The following is a 22,192-nucleotide window of genomic DNA, read 5'->3' as shown; positions in this document are numbered from 1 at the left end:
TACTTACCGCCATCGCGGCCCGTGGAATCGAGGGCAACGGACGTAGAGTGTGAACATGAGCGAACTGCCCGAATTCGCGCCGATCGCACCGCAGCCCAAGGGAATCGGTTGTTTCGCCGATGCGGCGGGTCGGGCGCGGTTCGCCGCCGCCTATCGCGCGGGCATGACACGATTGCCGCCGGTCGATGCGACTCGCGTGGTCGAAACCTCCTTCGGTAGCGTCACCGCCTACCGATTCGGGCCGCCCGCGGCCGAACCGATCCTGCTGCTGTCGGGACGGCGGGCATCAACACCCATGTGGGCGGCCAATATCGCGAGCCTGCGGCGGATCGGCACCGTCTGGTCGATGGACAGCATCGGCGAACCGGGCGCGAGCGCCCAAACCAGGGCCATCACCGACCCGCGCGATCAGGCGACCTGGCTGGACGAGGCGATCGGACAACTGGACTGCGAGCGGGCGCACCTGCTCGCAGTCAGCATCGGCGGCTGGCTCGCCACCCAATGCCTGCTCCATCGACCCGACCGGATCGCCTCGGCGACCCTGCTTGATCCCGCCATGACCTTCGCCCCGATCTCCTGGAAGATGATCGTCGTATCACTGGGCAGTGTGCTTCCCGGTATGCCGCAAGCTCTTCGCCATCGACTGCTCGGCTGGCTGTCCGGCGGTGTCCCCGTGGATGATTCGATTCCGGAGGCGCGACTGATCGCCTCCGGAATGCGCGATTTCCGCCAACATCTCCCTTTCCCGCGCCCACCCGCGCCCGATCGACTCGCCGCGATCACCACACCCCTGCTGGTGATCCTGGCGGGCGCGAGCATCGTCCACGATCCCGCTCGCGCGGCCGAACGCGCTCGCCTCGTTCCCGACGCTCAGGTCGAGGTCTGGCCCGGCCGCTCGCATGCCATCAATGGTGAAGCGCCGGAAGAGATCACGGCCCGTGTCGGCGAATTCCTCAGCGGGCTATAGGGTTGCGCTCCGCAGGGCTGTCCGCATTCGGAGGTCTCCGGGATGGACCGTCGTCGAAATATGCTCGCGGACAGTCTGTCCCGGTATTCGGTGCAGTCGCCACCGCCGCGCGAGCACAGCCACTGTCACTATCATTTCGGTCATCGCGAAATGGTCGCCGAGGCATTTGCGGATGCCGAGGTTGAACGGAATGAACGTGCCGGTGGGGCGCCGTCGCGGCAACCAGCGGTCCGGGTCGAAACGCAGCGGGTCATCGAACAGATTCGGGTCGCGATGCATTGTCGTTGGGCTGTAGATGATTTCGGCACCCGCCGGTATCACCCAGCCGTCCAGTCGGACCGTTTCGAGCGCGCGTCTGCTCAGAAACCATGTCGGCGTGTGCAATCGCAGGGTCTCCTCGACTACGCGACGACAGTAGTCGAGTCGATAGACGGTATCCGCGTCGATGCGCCGATGTTGATCCAGTTCCGCGTGCAGGCGCGCCTCGATCTCGGGGTGGCCCGCGAGTTCGTAGAACAGCCAGGAGAGCGTGACCGACGCGGTCTCGGTGCCTGCCGCGAACAAGGTGGTGACCTCGTCCAGCAACTGTGTATCCGTCATCGCGGCGCCGGTTTCGGTGTCCCGCGCCGCCACCAGCAGTGCGAGCAATCCGTCCGGTTCGATATCCCCGGCCCGCGCGGCCGCGATGAGTTCGGCGGTCGCATTCCGGAGTCTGCCGATCGCGTGCCGGTAGTTCAGATTGCCCGGCGTCGGCAGGAATTCCCAGAATCGGTAGGGAACCAATGTTCTGATGATGACTCCGCGCAGCACGATCGCCAGGGAGCGCTGCAACTCCTCGACGATCGGTCGGCTCGACATCTCCGGGAACATGGTCGTGGCGATCACGTTCGAACTCAATCGGTGCAGGTCGTCGGTCAGCGTGATGGTCGCACCGTCGCGCCAACCGGCCGAGAGCGATTCCGCGAGGCGATTCATGGGTTCGATGTAGTTCGAGATATGTCTTCGATTGAATGCGGGCTGCATCAGTCGGCGCTGTCGCGCGTGGAAGGGGCCTTCGGAGTTGACCAGACCATTGCCGAGCAGTGGGCGCACCCGCTGAAACAGCAGGCCCTTACCGTATTTCGCCGCATCTTCGACCAATGCCTTGTGAATCACAGTCGGCGAGTTGAGCAGGTAGAACTGTTTGGGACCCAGTTGGAGCCGCACGATATCGCCTTCCGAACGGGCCGATTGCAGGAAGCCCAGCGGATCTCTGCCGAATGCGAGGGCATGTCCGGCTAGGGGCGCCTTCTTGCCCGCGAAAGGTGGGATCAAGCCTCCGTCAGTTGATTCGTGTACCGCTTGGTCCGGCGCGACCATTCCTCGAAACCTCCCATCCATAGACGCTGCGCGTCCACATACCGGTTGATTCGGTGCTGTTCCTGTGCTGGAAGGTGGTATCTCTCGGCGAGATTCGGTATGTCAGCCGCAAGCGCCACAAATTTCGCGACTTTTTTCGCGATGAACCCCAGCGCGGCATCGATTGCCTCGTCCCGATCGCAGCCATTCTGCTGTTGCAGCACCAGGACGAGGTTGTTGACCTCGCCTGCGTTCTCCTCTTTCGGCAGCGTGACCACATCGTTGGTCAGTGCCGGGATCAGGGCGGCCAAGCGGCGCAACTGTTTCAGTTGCGGTATGTGAAATACGTTGGGAATCAGGTGAAATCCGCCGAGTCGTTCACACAGGTCGAGGTAGTTCTCCAGGCAGACTGTGCCTCGACGCAGGGACAGGAAATGGTCGAGCGGCGGAATGCGGCCAAGCTTGCGGTCGGTCGCTTCGTGCACGTTGGCGCACAGGCAGAACTCCCAGTTGTGTGCCGTGCGGCGGCGCCAGGACGCGGGCATGCCGGAGTTGCACCGTGACCGGATATCGGCGAAGGCATGCACCAGTGGAGGGGCTGAACTTTCGACCGGATGATCCGGCGCGGCGAGAACTTGGATCAATGCCTCGATTACCGCATCGACTGTCCGCGACTTCGGATCGGAGTCGAACCAGTCGTCGAATATCAGGGTCCAGCCGACCACGTCGCAGCCGAGTTTCAGGTCCGCGCCGCGCGCATAGGGCCAGACCAGTGCCGCCAACTGCGGTAGGTCGGTGTCACGGTACCGCGCCGAGGCGCACTCGTCGGTGGTGGAGAGCATCCGGTGGCGGACCATCCACTCTTCGTGGGATTGCCTGACATTCGCCAGATCGGGGCTGATATCCACTGGGAAAGGGAGACGGATACCGGCTGGTGAATCGACGTACGTTCGAATACCGATGTCCGGCGCAAGCTCTGGACGGTCGCCACACGCCACAGGGCCTCCTATGCGACATGGTCGTGCCGGCTATGCCTGTGTGCTGGTCCGGACCGTGGCGCCTTCCTATCAGCCGGTTCTTACGCGGAGGTTCTGCGTGTTCCCCACTCTGGGAACAGGTGCCGACTTGGCGCAAAACGGGGGTCGAGGAACAGTTCCCGAGATCCGGCGTCAGCGATATTGATGCGAGTGAACGGGGTTGGCCGCTGGACAATTGCCGCCCCTCGGTCCCCCGTTGTTTTCGGCATCGCGGACCGGATTGTCGATCGGTCCCGAGAGGCTGCCCGCGATGTTGTCGAAAACGGGAGAAATGTATGTCGGACAAGACTTTACGGGTGATCGTGCTCACGAAGGGGTGTACCGGCCCGGACGCCGCCGCGTTCACCACGCATCCGTCGGTCGCGCCAACCGGCCGGTGCCGCTGACCATTCTTGCGAAGGTGAATGGCGTTCACCTATGGTGGTGAACGCCATTCACCTTCGAGGGAGTTTCGCTGTGCCCACTGATTCGCATCCGTCGACGTCTCCGACCGTCGACCATGGCGTCATGGCCGTTCTGGCGGCAGGCGGCATCGTCACCACGCTGGCGCAGACCGCGGTTGTACCGCTGCTGCCACAACTGCCCCGTCTCACCGGAGCGGGACCGGTCGATATCGGGTGGGTGGTCACGCTCACGCTGCTGACCGGCGCGGTCGCCACCCCGCTGCTCGGGCGTGCCGGGGACATGTACGGCAAGCGGCGGATGCTGCTGTTCGCACTCGGGGCGCTCGCCGCCGGGTCACTGGTGTGCGCTTTCGCCTGCAATCTCCCGTGGCTGTTGGCGGGGCGGGCGCTGCAGGGTGTGGGCGCGGCAGTGGTGCCGCTGTCGATCAGTTTCCTGCGGGGTGTGCTGCCGCCGCAGCGGACGGGTTCCTCAGTGGCGCTGATGAGTTCGACAGTGGGCGTCGGCGCGGCGCTCGGCCTGCCGCTGGCCGCGGTGCTGGTGCAGTACGCGGACTGGCACGCGATGTTCTGGGCCATGACCATGCTCTCGACGGGAGTGCTCGCCCTCGCGTGGCGGCTGCTGCGGGAGGAGCCGGTCCGGTCGTCGGGGCGTTTCGACCTGCTCGGAGCATGCGGGCTGAGTGCGGGGCTGGTGTTTGTGCTGCTGGCGTTGTCCAAGGCGGGTGAGTGGGGTTGGGGCAGTTGGCGGATTCTGGGTCTGTCAGGCGCGGCGCTGCTGATCCTGACATGCTGGACCGTCCAGCAGCGCCGTGCGGCACGGCCGCTGGTGGACGTGCGCCTCGCGACGCGTCCGGCGGTTGCGCTGCCGCACCTGGCCGCGTTGTTGGCCGGGTTCGCCTTCTACGCCAACTCCCTCGTCACCGCGCAACTGGTCCAGGCGCCCCTGGTCACCGGGTATGGCCTGGCGCTCTCGGTGATGGCAGCGGGTGTCTGTCTGTTGCCCAGCGGTGTGATCATGGTGCTGTGTGCTCCCCTGTCCGCCCGCCTGTCCGCCGCCCGCGAACCCAAGCTCACCCTCACCTTGGGCACGCTGGTCATCGCGGCAGGCTATGGTTTGCGCTTCGCCGACAGTCGGCAATTGTGGGCGGTCATCGTGGGCGCGGCCGTGGTCTCGGTCGGCACGGCGCTCGCCTACTCCGCCCTGCCCATGCTGATCATGCGGGCGGTGCCGCTGGAGCAGACAGCCGCGGCGAACGGCCTCAACGTCCTCATGCGCACCATCGGGCAGGCCCTGTGCAGCGCGGTGATCGCCACGGTGCTGGTCCAGCACACCCGCCTGTTCGCCGACCCGGCGGGCGTGGCCGTGGCGGCGCCGACCCTGGACGGGTACCGCGTGGCCTTCGCCGTGGCAGGCGCGGTTGCGCTGCTGGCCTGCGCCGCCGCCTGCCTCATCCCGCGCCAACCGCGACTCGTGCCCTCCTCCGACCTCCAGGAGACTGAACAAGATGCCCGAACCGAGTTCCGCCTCCCCGCGCAGCGCCCGCTCGCGAACGACGTCCAAGAATCCGCCGAAGCCCGACCGGCAGGCACGACCGCGTGACGCCGACGCCCGCCGCGCGGACATCCTCGCCGCAGCCCGACGCGCCTTCGCACGCCATGCCTACGCCGACACCACCATCGCCGCCATCGCCGGCGACGCAGGCGTGAGCCCAGCGCTCGTGATGAAGTACTACGGCACCAAGGAACACCTGTTCACCCAGGTCTTCACCTTCGACTCCGACGCCACTGCCCTCTTCGACGCCCCCCTGGACTGCCTCGCCAGGCACATGGTCCTGCACCTACTCGCCACCCAACGCGGACAGACCCGCGATCCGATCCTGCGCATCGCATTCTCCCGCCACCACTTGGAGCTCGGCGGGCAAGCGCGAGCCAACTTCCGCACGCAAGTCATCGACGCCCTCGCCGCCCGCCTCCCCGGCGCCGGCGCCGCACTGCGAGCGGAGATGGCTGTCGGCGTGCTGCTCGGCCTCGCCGCCCTCTACGCGACCGTCCAAGCCGACCAGCTCACCCAACTCGCTCCAGACGAAGTCGCCGACCTGTATGTCCCACTCCTGCAACCCCTGCTCTGCGGCGAGGCCCCGGCGGACCGCTGACCACCGCGGGGGCCTCCGCAGCGGCAACGGCAGCTCCGACGACCACGCCATTGTCGTCGCTGCGGGCATATCGGCAGATATCACAAGTGCGGCAACAGCTTTCGGACCAGATCGCCAGCGCGCAGTGGCCGGCGCGCCTTCTGCGACCGATCTTCGGTCGGCCCTTCATCTCACCAAACCAGATGTTGTGAACACTCGGATTTTGTGAGTATTCTAAATTGGTAGGCTAGGGAAGGTCTGGCAATGGCGACTCGGCATTTGTATCTGGTGCGGCACGGCGCAGCGGATCCGTTCGGCGAGTTGACCGAGATCGGGCAGCGGCAGTCGGCACTGCTCGGCGAGCGTCTGGCCGCCCTGCCCGTCGATGCCGTGTGGCATTCGCCCCTTCCCCGCGCGGCACGGTCCGCTCAGGTGGTAGGTGAGCACCTGCCGGGCGTCGCCGTGCGGGAAGCGGCCGAACTGGTTGACCACGTGCCGCACGTACCGGACGACATACCTCCCGCGTGGGCGGGATTCTTCGACGGATACGACAATGCGGAAGCCGCTTCGGGCGCACGCCTCGCGCAGGCGCTGATCGACAGGTTCGCGCGCCCCGCCGAAACCGAGACCCACGAGGTCCTGGTCACCCATGCCTACCCGGTGGCGTGGCTGGTGCGGCATGCCCTCGACGCGCCACCGGCGCGGTGGCTCGGGCTGAACTGTGCAAACACGGCGCTGACAGCGATCGAGTATCGCGACGGTGTCGCGCCGACAGTGTTGATGTACAACGATATGGGCCATCTCCCGCCCGCGCTGCGGTGGACCGGATTCGGGTCCGGTGCGCGGCCGTGAGCGCGCTATTGGTGACGAAGCGCGGCATGGGCGGCGCTGAGGCGTTCGGTTTCCTCGCGTTCGGAGGTGTCGCCCGACACGTCGTCGGCCCATTCGAGTAGTCGGCGCAGGTGGGTGTCCGCTGTGGTCGTGATGATGCCGGGCCTGCCGAGGGCGACCTCGCCGCTGGTCCCGTCGATGGTGATGGGGGTGCCTTCGCCGATGGTGCGTCCGCCTGCGCTCGCCGAGGTGTCGGCGACGGTGAGGTCGGTGATCCCCACGACAGCGGGTTTCCCCATCGCTCGTGCGACGACCGCAGCGTGGCCGGCAGGCCCGCCACGGGCGGTGACGATCCCGGCGGCGGCGGCCATGCCGCGCATGTCGTGCGGGGAGGTCTCCGGACGTACCAGGATGACCGGCCCGTCCATGGCCATGCGCACTGCCCTGTCGGCCGTGGTCACCACCCGGCCGACCGCGACACCGGGACAGGCGCCCAGCCCTCGGGCCAGGATGTCGGCCTTCCCGGTCGGCGCTATTCGGGGTGTGCGGACGTGCCGCAGATGCTGTGGTGAGATCCTGAGCAGCGCTTCGTGACGTTCGATGACGCGGTCGTCGGCGAGGTCGGTGGCGACGCGGACCGCGGCGGCTCCGACGAACCGGCCCGGCCGGACCTGCAGTATCCACAGCTCGCCCGCCTGGAAGGTGAACTCGACATAGCATGCGTCGCGGTAGTGTCCTTCGACCCGGTTCAGGGCATCGAGCAGGCCGGCCCACACCGGAGGCTCCCGGTCGGCCAGTTCGCGCAGGGGCCGGGTCAGTGATCTGCCGGAGACGACATCTTCGCCAAGGTGGCCGCACAGGACTTCGCCGAACGGGACGTTCGCGCCGGTGTTGGGGTCACGGCTGAATGCGACTCCGGTGCCGCTGTGGTCGTCGCGGTTTCCGAACACCATCGTCTGGACGATCACGGCCGTGCCGAGGTGATGCGGGATGTCATGCAGTTCGCGGTAGGTTCGTGCGCGCGGTGTGTCCCATGACGAGAACACGGTCTGCACCGCCAGTTCCAGCTGCCGGTTCGCGTCGTCCGGGATCGGCTGATCACCCGTGATCGCGGCGGCGAAGCCGGCCAGGAACCGCTGCCGCGAGCTCTGCGCGAACCGCGAGTCGCCCGTCTCGGCCGCCAGCGCGGCGGTTGCTTCGGTCGTAAGCCCCAGGTTGAGGATCGTGTCCATCATGCCGGGCATCGACAAGCTCGCCCCGGAGCGAACCGACACCACCAACGGCGCCCGTGATCCCCCGAAATGGCGTCCGGTGGCGGCTTCCAGGTCTGTCACGGCTGTCGCGAGTTCGTCGTCGAGTCCGTCGGGAAAATGCCCGGCGCGCAGGAATGCGCGACATGCCTCGGTGGTGACGACGAACCCGGCGGGCACCGGCAACCCGAGCCGGTGCAGGACCGCGAGGCCGTGTGCCTTGCCGCCCACCCTCTCCGCCGGCTCCTCGGCCCGAGCGGTCAGCGGTCGAATCCATCTCATCGGGGGATCCCGAGTGTGGCGAGCAGATCCTCGTGAAGCTGAGCCCACACGGTGTGGTAGGACGCGGTGTTGTCGGCCAGGTACTCCAACGCGCCGGAGGTGGTGCGGTCGAGGGCTGCGGTGAGGCGGATTCGGTAGCGGTCGAACCGAGGCAGGGTCGCGGACAGTTCGGCGCAGACGACGGTGGCGCGCCGGTGAAACTCGGTGAACAGGTCGAGGACGCGGGCGTCATAGGACGGGTCGCCGTGGTCGTTGGCGGTCATGACACCATCGACGGACCGGAGCTGCGATGCCGTGCAGAGGTCGAGCAGTTCCGGGTTGAGCACGAGGAAGCTGTCGTATGCCGCGGCGACGGCGGCGCGGGAACCGGCCGACTCCAACTCGTCGGTGATCCGCTCGGCATCCACTACCCGGCCGGTATCCGTCAGTGCCCATACGTCGAAATCGGCGATGTGGGTGACGAGACCGGCAGCCACGAGATCGATCAGCTCGAACTCGACGCGGGACTCCCCGAGACCCGTGGCCGCGGCCACGCGGGCCAAGCCGGCGGTGCCGACGCAGCGCAGGGCGTGGAGTACCAGCAGGTCCGTGCCCGAGTCGCTCATGTCGTGGCCTTCCGTGACGCGTTCGATACCGCGTAGGCGGCGCCGCGCCCCTGAGCGTTGGCGACGATCATGTTGCCCTGGACGCGGACCGCGGCCTCGGTCTCGTCGTCGGGATTCGTCAGGCCGATCGCCGCCGCCGCCAGTGCGTCGTCGTCGAGGACCAGTCGAACGTGCCGCCAGACCTCGGGCACGAATACCCGTCGCAGGCAGCCGACGAGGTCGGTGACCCTGAGCCGGACGAGGCGGCCGGTCTCGGCGCGATCGTTCGTGACGACGACTATCGTCACGTGCTCGCCGGGCCGCGCGGAACGGACAGCTTCCTCGGCGGCGGCGAGACGACCTGCCCCCAGCACCGCGATCAGACCGTCGGTGGCGAAGTCGACCTGATTCCCGCTGATCTGGTCCGCGAGTCCGGTCGGCGTATTCCAGGTGTCCGTGCACGGCCGCGCCGGGGCGATGTAGGGCAGGTGCGGCGGTGCCCAGGTGTCGGCGAGATCGATTCCGGCCAGATGCTGACACGCGCGTGCCACGTCGAATGGGTCACCTGATCCCGGCGCGGTCTCGGCCCGATGGCCCGAACCGTCCAGCAGCGTCAGTACAAGCTCGGCCAGCCGTACCCGCCGCACCGGAGCCTGTTCGCACGACTCCAACGCGGTGGCGAGCAGCAACGCCTCCAGCCGGACAACCTGTGCCAGCACCCCGCGCCCGTGCGCGTCGTCGACGACGCCGTCCAGCGAGCGCAGTTGCAGACGCCCTCCCGAAGTCGTGTCGTCCACCAGGGGTAGACGCTCCAGCCAGATCCTGGCGAACATGCCCAATGCGTCGGCCGGCGACGTCGGAGGCGTCGAAGGCGTCGAAGGTTCACCCGCAGGGGTGTTCTCGACCGTGTCGATCAGCACCGCCAGATACAGGGCACGTTTGCTCGGGAAGTTCGAGTACACCGCCCCGCGGGTCAGTTCGGCCCGTTCGGCGATCCGGTCGACCTTCGCCAGGGTGTAGCCGTGCTCGGTGAACTCCTCCCGCGCCGCCGTCAGCACCGACGCGCGCGTGCGTTCCTGCTGCTGCGCCCGAGTCAGCCGGACCATCCTCGCTCCTTTTCTGGACTCACAACATTAGAATACACACAGAATCCAGATGATATGAACATTGGAGATTTGGCGGGTGGCGATAGCCGGATGCTTCGGCGCCCTGCCGGGAAGGGACGGCCCGCAGCGCGCTTGCGCGAGTGCCCGGTGGGTCAGTTGAACTGGTCCGGGTGCGGGCCGGTGCGCAGGCCGCGGTCGGTGGCGGCGATGGCGGCCATGTCCTGGTCGGTCAGCTGGAAGTCGAAGACGTCCAGGTTCTGGCGGATGCGCGCCGGGGTCACGGACTTCGGGATGACGATGTTGCCGAGCTGTAGGTGCCAGCGCAGGACCACCTGGGCGGGGAACTTGCCGGTACGGGCGGCAATCGAGGTGATCGCCGGGTCATCCAGGACGGCGCCCTTGGCGAGCGGACTCCACGCCTCGGTGGCGATGCCGCGCTCTGCGTGGAAGGCGCGCAGCTCGGCCTGCTGGAGGCCGGGGTGTAGCTCGACCTGGTTGACGGCGGGCACCAGCGAGCTGTTGTCCAGCAGGCGCTGGAGGTGGGCGGGCTGGAAGTTGGAAACGCCTGCGGCCCTGATCCGGCCCTCGTCCGCGAGGCGCTCGATGGCGCGCCAGGAGTCCGGGTAGAGGTCGCGGGCCGGGGTGGGCCAGTGGATCAGGTAGAGGTCGAGGTACTCGAGGCCGAGCTTGGCGAGGCCGGTGTCGAAGGCGCGCAACGCGGCGTCGTAGCCCTGGTCGGCGTTCCACAGCTTGGTCGTGATGAACAGCTCCTCGCGCGGCAGGCCGGAGGCGGCCAGGGCGCGGCCGACGCCGGCCTCGTTGCCATAGATGGCGGCGGTGTCGATGCTGCGGTAGCCGGCCTCCAGGGCTGCGGTGACGGCGGCGGTGGTCTCGTCGTCGGGGACCTGGAAGACGCCGAAGCCGAGCTGGGGGATCTCGACGCCGTTGTTCAACTTCACGGTGGGGATGCCGGGGTTGTTCATGATGCTCGCTTTCAGAGGGCGGTCGGTGCGGGTGTAGCGGACGATCTGCCTTGCGGGACCCCGGCGTGGCCGCGGAACGCGCCGCGGTGGTCAGCAGGTAATGGCGGCGCTTGTCCCGGAAGGAACGGGGAGCGGTCAGTGATGGATGGGGACGGGAGCGGCGGTGGGGGTGCTCTCCCACGCGGGGGTGCGGCGCTCCAGGGCAGCGGACCAGACGGCCAGCAGGAGCGCGGTTCCGGCGAGCAGCGCACCGACCCAGTTCGGGGCGGTGTAGCCGAGGCCTGCGGCGATGACCTGGCCGCCGAGCCAAGCGGCGAGGGCGTTACCGAGGTTGAACGCGCCGATGTTGACGGCGGAGGCCAGGGTGGGCGCGCCGTGCGCCTGGTCGAGGACCCGCTTCTGCAGCGGCGGGACGGTGGCGAAGCCAAGCGCCCCGACGAGCAGGATGGAGACTGCGGCGAGGATCTTGCTGTGTGCGGTGAGTGTGAACAGGACCAGCACTACGGCGAGTCCGCCGAGAGAGGCATAGAGCATCGGCATCAGCTTGCGGTCGGCGAACCTGCCGCCGAGCAGGTTGCCGAGGAACATCCCGAGGCCGAACAGGACCAGCAGCCAGGTGACGGCGCCGTCGGAGTATCCGGCGACGTTGGTCATCATCGGGGCGATGTAGGTGATCGCCGCGAAGACACCGCCGAAGCCGAGCACGGTCATCGCCATCGCGAGCAGGACCTGCGGGTTGCGGAACGCTGTGAGTTCGCCGCGCAGGTCGGCGCCTTCGGAGCGGGGCAGGGCGGGGACGAGTGCGGCGATGCCGAGCAGGCCGACCACGCCGAACGCGGCGACGACGGCGAAGGTGACGCGCCAGCCGACCGCCTGGCCGATGAAGGTGCCCAGCGGCACGCCGACGATGTTGGCGACGGTGAGGCCGGTGAACATGGTGGCGATAGCGCTTGCCTTCTTGTCGGGGGCCACGAGGTCGGCGGCGACCACCGAACCGATACCGAAGAACGCGCCGTGGGCGAGCGAGGCCACGATACGCCCGGTGAGCATCACGCCCATGCTCGGTGCCGCGGCGGAGAGCAGGTTTCCTGCCACGAACAGGCCCATGAGGATGATGAGCATCGTCTTGCGGCCGATCCGGGTGCCGAGCACCGTCATCAGCGGGGCGCCGAGGACGACGCCGATCGCGTAACCGGTGACCAGGAGTCCGGCGGACGGGATGGACACCCCGTAGTCGCCGGCGATCTCGGGCAGCAGACCCATGACCACGAACTCGGTCGTGCCGATCCCGAAGGCCCCGATGGCCAGGGCTAGGAGCGCGAGAGGCATGGTGTGCCGCCCTTCGTACGATTGCTGTTGCGCTTTACATGCTCCCACAATAGTTGCATGCGCTGGCTAAGCGCAAGTGCTGGCATTTGCTTATGAATGATAATGGGCTATGGCGGCGAATATGTGAATGTGGGTGGGACCCCGGATCGCGGCGGTTCCCACCCGCACAGACCGGGCGCCTCAGGCGGCGAAGCCGCCCTTGGGCTGGATGATCTCCAAGTTGGTGCCGTCCGGATCGTTGAAGTAGGCGACTTTGGTGCCGAGCGCCGCCTCCGGCGTCACCTCGCCGGCGATGAACGTGTAGTCCTCGCCGAGGAAGCTGTAGCCCGCCTCCTTCATCCGCCGGTACACCGCGTCGAAGTCATCCACCCGCAGGCACAGATGCATCGAGCCGGGGCGGTTGGCGGCGCCCCTGGTCGGCTCGCCCGGCGGGTTGCGAAACTCGATGAGGTCGATGCCGAGGCTGTTGTCGAGGTTGATCGTGGCGTAGCGCAACTCGGCGGCGGACAAGCCCTGTGACCCGCCGAAAGGCACGCTGTGCATGGTTCCCGAAGCGACGGGCGCGCGCCCGGTGAGGGCCTGGTAGAACGCGATCGAGACGTCCAGGTTCGACACCGAGATCCCGACGTGGGCCGCCAGGGTGAGATTCATCGATGTTCCGGAAACGGTCATGACGATTCCCTTCGTTCCGAGCCTCGCGGCGGTCGCTGCGCGGACGCGCGCGGGGCGGATTCCTGAGGAGCCTGGTGAAACCGATTCTCCGGACGACGGTGGATCGCGCATCCGGGCGCTGCGGAGGATGATACTTGCATGGGCGGGATACACGTGCTGGCCGATATTACGTGCAAAGGCTTATCCTGGGCAGGATATATCTGAAAGGGAGCCCCACCCCATGACCGCCACGGACCCCGCGCTGACCGCCCTCGCCAACGGCTGGGCCGCCCTCTACCTCCTGGCCGGCCGGATCGAGGCGCAGATCGAGCGCACCCTCCAGGCCGAGCACGACCTGAGCGTGCGCGAGTACTCGCTGCTCGACGTGCTCAGCCGCCAACACGACGGTGCGGGCGGGCACCTGCAGATGAAGCAGGTCTCCGACGCGATGGTGCTCAGTCAGAGCGCCACCACCCGCCTCGTCACCCGGCTGGAGGACCGCGGCCTGCTCTCGCGCTACCTCTGCGCGACCGACCGCCGCGGTATCTACACCGACGTGACCGCGCCCGGCCTGGCGCTGCTGCAAGCGGCCAGGCCGACCAACGAGGCCGCCCTCCGGGAGGCGCTGGACGAGGCCGCCAAAAACCCGGAGTTGGCCCCGTTGGTCGCCACCGTCGAGGAGATGAACATGTCGCGACGGCTCCCGGAGCCCGCTGCCACGCGCTGAGCACGACGACACCCCTGGACCTACCCGGCGGAGATCGCGTGCCCTTCTCGGGGTGTCGAGGCAAGTCGCGGAGAACGGTTCGCGGAGCATGCGACGGTCACTTCACAGTTGGAAGGATCGTGACGTGGGCCGGATTCGCCGCGGCACCCGGCCGGTGCTGCGCCGCGGGCGGACGTTGTCCGACACCGCGGACCAGGGATTCGGCTCAGGCGGTGACGGACTCGTCCCAGGCGATGCGGTGGCGGTGCACCGGACCGAACATCTGCTCCGGATCGGGCAGGGCGGGCTTGGCGTCGGCCTGGCCGGCCTTCGCCTTGTTCGTGGCGGCGGCGTTACCGCCGATCGACTCGACCCGGCCGCGCCGAAGCCTTTCGTACGCGGCGAACGCCTCCTCAGGGGAAGGCAGGTCGCGAAGGCACCGGGCCAATTCCACGGCACTTTCGATCGCGATCGATGCGCCCTGACCGGAGCTGGAGGACGGCGCGTGCGCGGCGTCGCCGACCAGCACCATCCGGCCCCGGTGCCAACGCGGCACCGAAGGCATCCGCTCCATCGGACCCACCATCATCAGGTCCGCGGGGTCGGACTGCGCCAGGAGCGTCGCACCGGGCGCATGCCCGGCATACAGCTCCCGTAGCCGCTCCAACCAGTCGGTGGCCGGGACCTGCGCGACCTCGGCGGCGGTGAGCGGTTCGGTGCGCGGGATCGCGGCGAACCAGCAGACACGGCCGTCGACGTGCCGCCAGTACCCCATGAACGTGCGACCGAACGCGAAATACATCGAGCCGGGCTCGACATTCACACCCGCGCCGGAGGCGAATCCGCCGAAGCTGAGCACGCCGCCGTAGTCGGGGCCGGGCGCGTCGGGGTCGATGAGGCCGCGCACGGTGGAGCGGATGCCATCCGCGCCGATCAGCACGTCGGCCGTGGCGCTCGATCCGTCGGAGAACACGGCCGTGATGTCGTTGGCGCCCTGGCGCACCTCCACCAGCCGCTTGCCGTACTCGATGGGGACACCGCAGGCCACCGCGTGGTCGGCCAGCGCTCGGAACAGATTCACATTCAAACTAGTTACAAGTCAACTAGTTCTTTTGTGGTTAGAATGCCGGCATGCCCACTATGCGCAGCACCCCACTGGCCCTGACCGTGCTGGCGATGCTGCACAGCAAGCCGCTGCATCCCTACGGCGTCCAGCGCCTGATCAAACAGTGGGGCAAGGACCAAGTCGTCAACGTCAGCCAGCGGGCCGCCCTCTACCGGACCATCGAACGCCTGCACGCCGACGGGCTCATCGCCGTCCGTGAGACCGGACGCGACCAGGCCTACCCCGAGCGCACCGTCTACGAACTCACCGACGCCGGGCGGTCGACCGCCCGCATATGGCTCGATGACATGCTCGCCGAGCCGAAACAGGAATTCCCGCCATTCCCCGCGGCGCTGTCCCACCTGCTGATGATCGCCCCCGCCGCGGCCCTGAACGCCCTGCGGCGGCGGGCCTCCACTCTCGCCGAGGCCCGCGCCGCCATGGACGACCTCCTCGCCACCCACAACGACCTGCCCAGGGTCTCCCTGCTGGAGATCGAATACCGGCACGTCGTCATCGCGGCCGAGGAGCGCTGGCTCCACGGCGTGATCGACGACCTCGGCACCGGCCGGCTCACCTGGCCTACCGAATGACTGTCCTGCGGCTGCCGCGTCAGACGACAGGCCGACAGCATCAGACGACGGTGCCGAATCGGGCGGTATCGGCGAGCACGGTGTCGATGGGGGTGGCTGAGAGTCCGAAGGTTCGTTCGGTCAGTGTCGAGTCGAGCACGTCCGGATTCTCCATCGAGTAGAGCATTTCGATCATCTCGCCGATGATCGGGTCGGTCGCACCCGCCCATGCCAAATCCTGCCTGGGCATCGGAACGAGTTGCGGGGCGGCCGCACTCGTGACCTCGGCCAATCTCGCTACGAGTTCCCGCACGGACATGACCGTCGACGGCGCATGCCAGGCACGACCCCAGGACCGCTCGTCGCGGGCGACCGTCGCCAAGGTGAGTGCGACGTCGTCGATATACGACCAGCTTTTGAGCAGATCATGATCACCGGGGTAGCCGGCCGGTTCTCCGGCGATCACCTTCGGCACCACGAGGAAGTTGAACAGCGATCCGGCGTCGCGACCCAGGTAGCCCGCCGCTCGAACCTCGGTCACGCGCACTCGGCCCGCCTCGTGCGCGGCCAGGGCATCGAGCCACATGCGCGCCCGCACCGCGCCTTTTACCGCGACCGGGGCCATGGGCAGGTCTTCGGTCATCGGCCCGTCCACGAGACCGTAGCCATAGGTGTTGCTCAGCGAGACGTAGTTCGCGCCGGTGCGTTCGGCCGCGGTGAGCACGCTCGCGGCGAGGGGCGGGAAGTCCGTCGGCCAACGGTGGTAGGGCGGCCAGGTGGTGTTGATCAAGGTCTGGGCGCCCTCGGTGTGCGCGGTGAGTCCGGCGGTGTCGGTGGCGTCGCCGACGACTCGTTCGATCAGCGGGTGCTCGGGACCCAGTCCGCGTCGACTGATCAGGCGCACCTGCTCACCGGCCTCGGCCAGGACCAAAGCTGTACGGCTTCCAGTGCTTCCGGCGCCGGCGACGACATGCAGCGACATTTCATTCCTCCTGGATGCCGCCCCGCGGCGGCTCGCTCATCACAGTGCTCCAGCGCGCTCGACTAGGGTAGTGGCCGGAATGCCACATATCCCAAGGATCGAGCCATGCATCGTATTGTCGTTCTCGCCGTGCCGCCGGTGACCACCTTCGACCTGTCCATTCCGGAGTTGGTGTTTCCCGCGGTCCAGGTCAATGGCGCGCCGGTCTACGACGTGGTGGTGTGCACCCCGGACCCGGGTGTGGTCGCCGGATACGCCGGGCGTGCCGTGGTGATCGACCACGGTTTGGACGAGATCGCCGCAGCCGACACCGTTATCGTCACCGGAACCGGAGCACGCGCCGACACCGACGAACGCGTCCTCACCGCTCTGCGCGCCGCCGCCGACGCGGGTACGCGCATCGCCTCCATCTGCACCGGCGCGTTCGTGCTGGCCCGAGCCGGACTGTTGGATGGTCGTCCCGCCACGACGTACTGGCTGTACTCGGCCGAGATGCGCGAACGTTTCCCACTCGTGGATCTGCGACCGGATGTGCTGTTCGTCGACGATGGACAGATCCTCACCTCGGCCGGACTGGCCGCAGGTCTGGACCTGTGCGTGCACATCGTGCGCGGCGATCACGGTGCGGCGGTGGCCAATACGGTGGCACGGCTGGCCGTCGTCGCACCGATCCGTCCCGGCGGTCAGGCGCAGTTCATCGAATCCCCGCTCCCGGAGGAAACTGGAACGTCGCTGGCCGAGACCCGCGCTTGGGCGCTGCGACGACTCGATGAACCACTGACGCTGCGCGAGCTGGCCGCCCACGCCCACGTCAGCACCCGCACGCTGACCCGCCGCTTCCGGAAGGAATCCGGATCCAGCCCGCTGCAGTGGCTGCTGCACCAGCGGATCGACCGTGCCCGTGAACTTTTGGAGGTCACCGACCTGCCGATGACCGAAGTGGCCAGGCAGTCCGGGCTGGGCACTGCGGAATCACTGCGCCAGCACCTGATCCGACGCCACGGCCTCACGCCCAGTGCGTATCGCACCAGTTTCACCCGTCGATGAACTCCGCACGCTCAGGTATCGCCCCAGCAGTGCGGCGGCATTGAGCATCGCCACTCCCCTGGCGGTGAGCCGCTGCTGCCAATCCGCGAACGTCGCCGCCAAAGCCGCTGTGCCACCGGCTTTTCGGATCTGGTCGAGGACGGCGGCGATGCGTTCGAGCGGGTAGCCGCCGCGGCGCAGCAGATGGGTCAGTTCGGCGTCGCGGATATCGTCGGCGCGGTATACGCGGTATCCGGTGGCCGGATCGCGGATCGGGGCGAGGATCGCGGCATCCTCCCAGGATCGCAGTGTCGCCGTGGTGAGGTTCAGGCGGTGGGCGAGTTCGCCGATCGTGTAGGGCGCGGTCGGTGGCTGCGGGGTGGCGGGTTCGGTCGTCAAGTGGTCGACGGCGCGGCGGACACCGGCGAGGGTTTCCCGGTCGCGCAGGAGTTGAGTGTGGCCGCGATCGATGAGATCCAGGGCGGTCTCGAGGTCATTGTCGTTGACCGCGTTCATGATTCGGGACGCGGTGGCGTGACCGTGGGCCGGGACGAGGGCGAGGAACGCGCGCAGGGCGGCGGCGTGGACCTCGGTGTAGCGCCGATAGCCGGTATCGGATCGGTCGGCGGCAGGTAGGCAACCGTCGCGCTCGTAGTTGCGGATCGCTTGAGCCGAGAGACCGTGCTCGCGGGCCAGATCGGAGGGGCGCAGGTTTCTCATCGGCTCGAGAGTTTACCGGGGGTCATAGCGACTGAGTTTCGAAGCTGGTCTCGCCGCGAGCGCCGCCGCCCGACCGCATAGGGTCGGGGTGTGGTGACTGTTGGATTCGATCTGGATATGACGCTGATTGATTCGCGGCCCGGTGTGGCGAAGGCCGTGGATGTGGCGGCGGCGGAGTTGGGGGTCGAGGTCCGCGGGGTGGATGTGGCGCGGCATATCGGGCCGCCGCTGGATACATTGCTGGCCGACGCCGGGGTCCCGCAGGAGCGGATCGCGCAGATGGTGGCGCGATATCGGGCGGCGTACCCGACGGTGATTCCGGAGGTGCCCGCGCTGCCGGGGGCCGACGCGGCATTGGCGGCGGTCCGGCGAAGGGGTGGGCGGATTTTGGTGGTGACGGGCAAGTTCGCGCCGCTGGCCCAACTGCATTTGGACGAATTGGGTTGGCGGGTAGACCATTTGGCGGGCAGCGTGTGGGCGACGCAGAAGGCGGGGGTGCTGCGGGAACAGGACGCGCGCGTCTACGTCGGAGACCATGTGGGCGATATGGCGGGTGCGCGGGCCGCGGGCGTGACGGCGGTCGGGGTGCGGACCGGCCCCTGTTCGGAGGCCGAGTTGCGCGCGGCGGGCGCGGATGTGGTGTTCGACGACCTGAGCGAGTTTCCCGCCTGGTTCGCCGGATTCGTCAGTTAGCCTGCTAAGCGTGGATCTACTCGCGGAACGTTTCAGCGGCAAAGTCGCCGTCGTCACCGGTGCGGCGCAAGGTATCGGCGCGGCCACCGCCAAACGACTGGCCATGGAGGGTGCGACCGTGGCGGCGCTGGATCGGCGCGCGCCCGAGGAGACGGTGGCCGATATCGCCGAGGCGGGCGGCGCGGCCCGCGCCTACCTGTGCGATGTGACCGACCGGGCCTCGGTGGACGCGGTTTTCGCCGCGGTGGCCGCGGCGTCGGGTGGTCCGCACATTCTGGTCAACAATGCCGGAATCACCCGCGACGACATGTTTTTCCGCATGTCGGAACAGGATTGGGAAGCGGTGCTTTCGGTCAACCTGACCGGAGTGTTCCACTGCAGTCAGGCCGCGCAGAAATACATGTCGGCCCAGCGGTATGGCAAGATCGTGTCGCTGTCGAGCCGTTCGGCGCTCGGCAATCGCGGACAGGCCAACTACGCCGCCGCCAAGGCGGGTGTCCAGGGTTTCACCGCGACCTTGGCCATCGAGCTCGGCCCGTACAACATCAACGTCAATGCCGTCGCCCCCGGCTTCATCGCCACCGCCATGACGGCGGCCACGGCGGAGCGGGTCGCAATGACCCCGGAGGAGCATCGGCGGCAGATCGCCGAGCAGACACCGCTGCGGCGGGTCGGTCGGCCGGAGGAGATCGCCGCCGTCGTCGCGTTCCTGGTCAGCGAGGACGCCTCCTACGTGAGCGGGCAAACGCTGTATGTCAACGGCGGCGGGCGCTGAACACGCACTGCGGATAGCATGCCGAACATGCGTCTCGGACTCGCCCTACCCCAGTACGGGATCTTCGCCGACCCGAAAGCCATTGTCGCGGTGGCGACCCGGGCCGAAGCCGAAGGCTTCGATAGCCTGTGGGTCGGCGACCGGATCCTGGTGCCCACCCATCCGAGCGCCCAATATCCCGGTGGCGCAGTCCCGCCCGGCTTCCGTCGCTTCCTCGATCCGCTGACCGTGCTCACCGTCGCGGCGGGCGTCACCGAGCACGCGCGCCTCGGCACCAACACCCTCAACGCCCTTTGGCAGCCGCCGCTGCTGTTGGCCCGCACCCTGACCTCCCTGGACCACGTGAGCGGTGGCCGCTTGGACGTGGGACTCGGATTGGGTTGGTCGCCCGACGAATACGAGGCGGTCGGCGTCCCGTGGGCCGGGCGTGGCGCACGCCTGGAAGAGACTGTCGATATCTTCGAGGCGGCTTGGACCCATGATCTCACCGCCCACCAGGGTCCGCTCTGGACGGTCCCGGAGGGTCGCATCGAAGTCAAACCCCTCCAGACGCCGCGTCCCCCAATCCTTTTCGGCGGTTTCGCCCCTGCCGTTCTCGAACGCGTCGGACGTCGCGGCGATGGGTGGTTGGCGGGTCCCGTTCCGCCCGGCGCTCTCGCCGCGATGTGGGCCACGGTCGGTGCCGCCGCCGAGCGCCATCACCGCGACCCCGCGGCATTGCGCCTCGTGGTGCGGGTCAACCCGTCCGTCGAACGCGCCCCCGAAGATCAGGTCCCGCGCCGAGGCTCGGTCGACCAGATCGCCGACTACATCGCCGCCATCGCCCCGGCAGGCGCCACCGAGGTCGTCTTCGATCTCCAACAAACCGCCACTGACCTCGACCAGTTGATCGACCTCTCCGGCCAACTGAAAGAGGCTGTGAACAAACGAGTTTGATCTCGGTTCAGGCCGGTCTCACTCCCATGGCGCCGGGCCGGTTCGGGACTCCCATGCGGCGAGTGGTTTCGCGGCCATGAGCAGGATCCCGGCCTTGGCGGCGTACGCCTGCGCAGGCGCGGTGAACGCACGCGCGGTGGTCACCACTGCGGCCACGTCGGCGGCGTGAACGGTGCGCGCGGTGCCGCCGAACCGCTGCACGTCCTGACTGCCGACGCTGCGGGCGTGGCGGTATCGTTTGGCCTGCAACACGATCCGGCGACCGTCCGGTGCTCGCGCGATCACGTCGGCGCCCAGATCGCCCGCGCCGCCGACCACCCGGACCTCGGTGCATCCGTCGCGACGGCACAGGGCTGCGAGCGCGTGCTCGAACTCGGTGGGGCTCAACGCATTCTGCCGCAGAGCCACCAGGACCAGCGCATCGGCGCGAGCCCGCGCCCGCCGCCGATGCCACACCGCCAGCGCCCCGGCAGCGGCCGCAGCCGACAGCAGGCACACTCCGATGGTGATCAACGTCGAGGCCTGCTGCTCAGCGGCGTGGGTCATTCGCGGCACCACCAAAACCGCTAGGACCGCCGCCACGCCGATCATCGCCAGGGCCTCCGACCCGTTCCCGCGCCTGCGTCGTCTTCCCATGTCGGTACGCCCCTTTCAATGATTCGGTTGAAACGGGAAACAGTGCGGTGGCGCAACAGGTTCGACGGTCGTCGGCAGCATCTCCCGCGCGACCGATGGTGTCACCATCTCCGGGCTGCTGCACGCGTTCGGTCCGATGACGTTCCAAATGCCTTGCGGCTCGCCGTCACGCCGCCAGGGCCGCGCGGAGGAATTCGAGGATTTCCGCCCTGGCGGAGTTCGCCTGCGGTTCCACACCCGGCAGGGTGAGGAAGGCGTGCCGCGCTCCCTGGTATTCGGTGAGCCGCACGGATGTTCCGGCCGCGCGCAGTCGTTCGGCGTAGCGGCGGCCGTGATCGGCGAGTGCGTCTTGGGTCGGCACCAGGAGCAGTGTCGGGGCGAGGTCGGTCAGGTCGTCGGCATAGAACGGTGAGAGTGCGCGGGCGTCTGTTCGTGGCGGGACGGCGAGTTGCTTTAGAAGTCGCAGTAGCGGTAGGGCGGGGCTCGGGCTGTGCGCGTATTCGGCGATGGAGGGATAGTCGAACATTGTGTCGGTCACCTCGACTACGGGATTGACCAGCACCTGCGCGGCGAGCCGCAGGCCGGTGTCGCGGGCGCGGATCGCGGTCATGGCGCTGATCAGCGCGCCGAAGCTTTCGCCGAAGACGGCGGTGCGCGTCGGGTCGATGCCCCACCGGGTCGAGTCGTGCGCGAGCACGTCCCAGCCGTCGGCGGCGGCGTGCGCGAGAGTGCTGTCCGGGGCGACGAGGCGATGCTCGACCGAGATGACGACTGCGGGTAGGTGGGCGGCGAGGTGGCTGTTGGTCCAGTCGCATTGCGCCGCGGTGCCCACGAAACCGCCGCCGTGCACGTGGATCACGAGGGGTAGGTCGGTTCGGCTCGTCGACGCGGGCCGATAGACCCGGACCGGAAGGTCGCGGCCCGGTAGCGCCAGTTCTTGCCACTCGATCGCGGCGGCGGGGTCCGGTTCCCCGATGATCGGCCACGCCGCGCTGGAGGCGCGCCAGCGATTCTCCGCTTCGCGGTAGGTGATGAGTTCCTCGGGCGTAATCATCGAGAAGTCCGGCTCGGGGGGACGCTGCACAATGGTGGTCTCGCTCATGGGCAACACTGTTGCACGCACTGCGTGCAACAGCAAGTGCATCGA

Annotated in this window: 23 protein-coding genes; 10 read left to right on the top strand and 13 right to left on the bottom strand. The window is 68.0% G+C overall.

Annotation, left to right across the window (positions count from 1 at the left end; translation table 11 throughout):
- Window positions 1–55 precede the first annotated feature (55 nt).
- Window positions 56–967 (top strand): alpha/beta fold hydrolase, encoded by a 912-nt coding sequence (locus tag D5S18_RS05535; protein WP_120038682.1) that lies wholly within the window; start codon window positions 56–58, stop codon window positions 965–967.
- Here D5S18_RS05535 and D5S18_RS05530 read toward each other — a convergent pair.
- Both D5S18_RS05530 and D5S18_RS34350 read right to left on the bottom strand, forming a co-directional pair.
- Window positions 962–2,281, bottom strand: coding sequence for a cytochrome P450 (locus D5S18_RS05530; protein WP_158607803.1), 1,320 nt, complete (start codon window positions 2,279–2,281; stop codon window positions 962–964). The two genes, D5S18_RS05535 and D5S18_RS05530, sit on opposite strands and share 6 nt — an antisense overlap.
- Window positions 2,278–3,303, bottom strand: coding sequence for a terpene synthase family protein (locus D5S18_RS34350; RefSeq protein WP_147403854.1), 1,026 nt, complete (start codon window positions 3,301–3,303; stop codon window positions 2,278–2,280). Before D5S18_RS34350 ends, D5S18_RS05530 begins: the two co-directional genes overlap by 4 nt.
- Window positions 3,304–3,849: 546 nt before the next feature.
- Here D5S18_RS34350 and D5S18_RS05520 point away from each other — a divergent pair.
- The 3 genes from D5S18_RS05520 (at window position 3,850) to D5S18_RS05510 (ending at window position 6,730) form a co-directional block, all read left to right on the top strand.
- Window positions 3,850–5,346: an MFS transporter gene (locus D5S18_RS05520; protein ID WP_120038676.1), complete on the top strand. Its 1,497-nt coding sequence runs from the start codon at window positions 3,850–3,852 to the stop codon at window positions 5,344–5,346.
- Window positions 5,252–5,899, top strand: coding sequence for a TetR/AcrR family transcriptional regulator (locus tag D5S18_RS05515; protein ID WP_120038674.1), 648 nt, complete (start codon window positions 5,252–5,254; stop codon window positions 5,897–5,899). The genes D5S18_RS05520 and D5S18_RS05515 overlap by 95 nt, the downstream gene beginning before the upstream one ends.
- A gap of 243 nt (window positions 5,900–6,142) precedes the next feature.
- Window positions 6,143–6,730 carry a histidine phosphatase family protein gene (locus D5S18_RS05510; RefSeq protein WP_120038672.1) on the top strand — a complete coding sequence of 196 codons (588 nt, stop codon included), beginning with the start codon at window positions 6,143–6,145 and terminating at the stop codon, window positions 6,728–6,730.
- Between the two features lie 5 nt (window positions 6,731–6,735).
- On the opposite strand, the gene D5S18_RS05505 is transcribed toward D5S18_RS05510, so the two are convergent.
- The 6 genes from D5S18_RS05505 to D5S18_RS05480 form a co-directional block, all read right to left on the bottom strand.
- On the bottom strand, window positions 6,736–8,241 hold the full coding sequence (locus tag D5S18_RS05505) for a pyruvate, phosphate dikinase (protein WP_120038671.1): 1,506 nt from the start codon (window positions 8,239–8,241) through the stop codon (window positions 6,736–6,738).
- On the bottom strand, window positions 8,238–8,846 hold the full coding sequence (locus tag D5S18_RS05500; RefSeq protein WP_120038669.1) for a transcriptional regulator: 609 nt from the start codon (window positions 8,844–8,846) through the stop codon (window positions 8,238–8,240). The genes D5S18_RS05505 and D5S18_RS05500 overlap by 4 nt, the downstream gene beginning before the upstream one ends.
- The gene (locus tag D5S18_RS05495; protein WP_120038667.1) at window positions 8,843–9,931 is read right to left on the bottom strand and encodes a TetR/AcrR family transcriptional regulator; all 1,089 of its coding nucleotides are present in this window, start codon (window positions 9,929–9,931) and stop codon (window positions 8,843–8,845) included. Before D5S18_RS05495 ends, D5S18_RS05500 begins: the two co-directional genes overlap by 4 nt.
- Window positions 9,932–10,083: 152 nt before the next feature.
- A complete protein-coding gene (locus D5S18_RS05490) occupies window positions 10,084–10,914 on the bottom strand; it encodes an aldo/keto reductase (RefSeq protein ID WP_120038665.1) in 831 nt (276 codons plus the stop codon).
- 135 nt (window positions 10,915–11,049) lie between these two features.
- Window positions 11,050–12,243: an MFS transporter gene (locus D5S18_RS05485; protein WP_120038663.1), complete on the bottom strand. Its 1,194-nt coding sequence runs from the start codon at window positions 12,241–12,243 to the stop codon at window positions 11,050–11,052.
- 180 nt (window positions 12,244–12,423) lie between these two features.
- On the bottom strand, window positions 12,424–13,026 hold the full coding sequence (locus D5S18_RS05480; RefSeq protein ID WP_147403853.1) for a VOC family protein: 603 nt from the start codon (window positions 13,024–13,026) through the stop codon (window positions 12,424–12,426).
- 109 nt (window positions 13,027–13,135) lie between these two features.
- Between D5S18_RS05480 and D5S18_RS05475 the strand changes: the two genes are divergently transcribed.
- Complete coding sequence (locus tag D5S18_RS05475; RefSeq protein WP_120038659.1) at window positions 13,136–13,621, top strand: MarR family winged helix-turn-helix transcriptional regulator; 486 nt, start codon at window positions 13,136–13,138, stop codon at window positions 13,619–13,621.
- 205 nt (window positions 13,622–13,826) lie between these two features.
- Here the strand turns inward: D5S18_RS05475 and D5S18_RS05470 are convergent, their stop codons facing one another.
- Window positions 13,827–14,681 carry an FAD-dependent monooxygenase gene (locus D5S18_RS05470; RefSeq protein ID WP_203236602.1) on the bottom strand — a complete coding sequence of 285 codons (855 nt, stop codon included), beginning with the start codon at window positions 14,679–14,681 and terminating at the stop codon, window positions 13,827–13,829.
- Between the two features lie 50 nt (window positions 14,682–14,731).
- On the opposite strand from D5S18_RS05470, the gene D5S18_RS05465 reads away from it, so the two are divergent.
- A complete protein-coding gene (locus tag D5S18_RS05465; RefSeq protein WP_120038655.1) occupies window positions 14,732–15,298 on the top strand; it encodes a PadR family transcriptional regulator in 567 nt (188 codons plus the stop codon).
- A 40-nt stretch (window positions 15,299–15,338) separates the two neighbouring features.
- Here the strand turns inward: D5S18_RS05465 and D5S18_RS05460 are convergent, their stop codons facing one another.
- Window positions 15,339–16,259, bottom strand: a complete 921-nt coding sequence (locus tag D5S18_RS05460) for an NAD-dependent epimerase/dehydratase family protein (protein WP_120038653.1) — start codon at window positions 16,257–16,259, stop codon at window positions 15,339–15,341.
- Between the two features lie 105 nt (window positions 16,260–16,364).
- Here D5S18_RS05460 and D5S18_RS05455 point away from each other — a divergent pair, with 105 nt between their 5' ends.
- On the top strand, window positions 16,365–17,306 hold the full coding sequence (locus tag D5S18_RS05455; protein WP_120038651.1) for a GlxA family transcriptional regulator: 942 nt from the start codon (window positions 16,365–16,367) through the stop codon (window positions 17,304–17,306).
- Here D5S18_RS05455 and D5S18_RS05450 read toward each other — a convergent pair.
- Window positions 17,232–18,005, bottom strand: a complete 774-nt coding sequence (locus tag D5S18_RS05450) for a MerR family transcriptional regulator (RefSeq protein WP_120038649.1) — start codon at window positions 18,003–18,005, stop codon at window positions 17,232–17,234. The genes D5S18_RS05455 and D5S18_RS05450 overlap by 75 nt on opposite strands.
- 90 nt (window positions 18,006–18,095) lie before the next feature.
- On the opposite strand from D5S18_RS05450, the gene D5S18_RS05445 reads away from it, so the two are divergent.
- The 3 genes from D5S18_RS05445 to D5S18_RS05435 are packed head-to-tail and all read left to right on the top strand — an operon-like array spanning window position 18,096 to window position 20,409.
- Window positions 18,096–18,698 carry an HAD family hydrolase gene (locus D5S18_RS05445; RefSeq protein ID WP_239003557.1) on the top strand — a complete coding sequence of 201 codons (603 nt, stop codon included), beginning with the start codon at window positions 18,096–18,098 and terminating at the stop codon, window positions 18,696–18,698.
- 10 nt (window positions 18,699–18,708) lie between these two features.
- A complete protein-coding gene (gene fabG / locus D5S18_RS05440) occupies window positions 18,709–19,473 on the top strand; it encodes a 3-oxoacyl-ACP reductase FabG (RefSeq protein WP_120038645.1) in 765 nt (254 codons plus the stop codon).
- A gap of 27 nt (window positions 19,474–19,500) precedes the next feature.
- Window positions 19,501–20,409: a TIGR03619 family F420-dependent LLM class oxidoreductase gene (locus tag D5S18_RS05435; protein ID WP_120038643.1), complete on the top strand. Its 909-nt coding sequence runs from the start codon at window positions 19,501–19,503 to the stop codon at window positions 20,407–20,409.
- 18 nt (window positions 20,410–20,427) lie between these two features.
- Here the strand turns inward: D5S18_RS05435 and D5S18_RS05430 are convergent, their stop codons facing one another.
- Together D5S18_RS05430 and D5S18_RS05425 are read right to left on the bottom strand one after the other, a co-directional pair.
- Window positions 20,428–20,955, bottom strand: a complete 528-nt coding sequence (locus D5S18_RS05430; RefSeq protein WP_203236601.1) for a restriction endonuclease — start codon at window positions 20,953–20,955, stop codon at window positions 20,428–20,430.
- Window positions 20,956–21,211: 256 nt separating this feature from the next.
- Window positions 21,212–22,147: an alpha/beta hydrolase gene (locus D5S18_RS05425; protein ID WP_120038838.1), complete on the bottom strand. Its 936-nt coding sequence runs from the start codon at window positions 22,145–22,147 to the stop codon at window positions 21,212–21,214.
- Window positions 22,148–22,192 lie beyond the last annotated feature (45 nt).

This window comes from Nocardia panacis (assembly GCF_003598715.1).
GTDB lineage: Bacteria > Actinomycetota > Actinomycetes > Mycobacteriales > Mycobacteriaceae > Nocardia > Nocardia panacis.
This window is presented reverse-complemented; position numbering and strand designations above follow the sequence as displayed.

Bases quoted from the DNA above. Each gene is read 5' to 3' on its own strand.
- D5S18_RS05520 (WP_120038676.1), top strand. From the start codon at position 3,850: ATGGCCGTTCTGGCGGCAGGCGGCATCGTCACCACGCTGGCGCAGACC.
- D5S18_RS05505 (WP_120038671.1), bottom strand. From the start codon at position 8,241: ATGAGATGGATTCGACCGCTGACCGCTCGGGCCGAGGAGCCGGCGGAG.
- D5S18_RS05435 (WP_120038643.1), top strand. From the start codon at position 19,501: ATGCGTCTCGGACTCGCCCTACCCCAGTACGGGATCTTCGCCGACCCG.
- D5S18_RS05465 (WP_120038655.1), top strand. From the start codon at position 14,732: ATGCCCACTATGCGCAGCACCCCACTGGCCCTGACCGTGCTGGCGATG.
- D5S18_RS05455 (WP_120038651.1), top strand. From the start codon at position 16,365: ATGCATCGTATTGTCGTTCTCGCCGTGCCGCCGGTGACCACCTTCGAC.
- D5S18_RS05510 (WP_120038672.1), top strand. From the start codon at position 6,143: ATGGCGACTCGGCATTTGTATCTGGTGCGGCACGGCGCAGCGGATCCG.
- D5S18_RS05500 (WP_120038669.1), bottom strand. From the start codon at position 8,846: ATGAGCGACTCGGGCACGGACCTGCTGGTACTCCACGCCCTGCGCTGC.
- D5S18_RS05495 (WP_120038667.1), bottom strand. From the start codon at position 9,931: ATGGTCCGGCTGACTCGGGCGCAGCAGCAGGAACGCACGCGCGCGTCG.
- D5S18_RS05535 (WP_120038682.1), top strand. From the start codon at position 56: ATGAGCGAACTGCCCGAATTCGCGCCGATCGCACCGCAGCCCAAGGGA.
- D5S18_RS05490 (WP_120038665.1), bottom strand. From the start codon at position 10,914: ATGAACAACCCCGGCATCCCCACCGTGAAGTTGAACAACGGCGTCGAG.
- D5S18_RS05450 (WP_120038649.1), bottom strand. From the start codon at position 18,005: ATGAGAAACCTGCGCCCCTCCGATCTGGCCCGCGAGCACGGTCTCTCG.
- D5S18_RS05430 (WP_203236601.1), bottom strand. From the start codon at position 20,955: ATGACCCACGCCGCTGAGCAGCAGGCCTCGACGTTGATCACCATCGGA.
- D5S18_RS05480 (WP_147403853.1), bottom strand. From the start codon at position 13,026: ATGCGCGATCCACCGTCGTCCGGAGAATCGGTTTCACCAGGCTCCTCA.
- D5S18_RS05515 (WP_120038674.1), top strand. From the start codon at position 5,252: ATGCCCGAACCGAGTTCCGCCTCCCCGCGCAGCGCCCGCTCGCGAACG.
- D5S18_RS05460 (WP_120038653.1), bottom strand. From the start codon at position 16,259: ATGTCGCTGCATGTCGTCGCCGGCGCCGGAAGCACTGGAAGCCGTACA.
- D5S18_RS05485 (WP_120038663.1), bottom strand. From the start codon at position 12,243: ATGCCTCTCGCGCTCCTAGCCCTGGCCATCGGGGCCTTCGGGATCGGC.
- D5S18_RS05475 (WP_120038659.1), top strand. From the start codon at position 13,136: ATGACCGCCACGGACCCCGCGCTGACCGCCCTCGCCAACGGCTGGGCC.
- D5S18_RS05425 (WP_120038838.1), bottom strand. From the start codon at position 22,147: ATGAGCGAGACCACCATTGTGCAGCGTCCCCCCGAGCCGGACTTCTCG.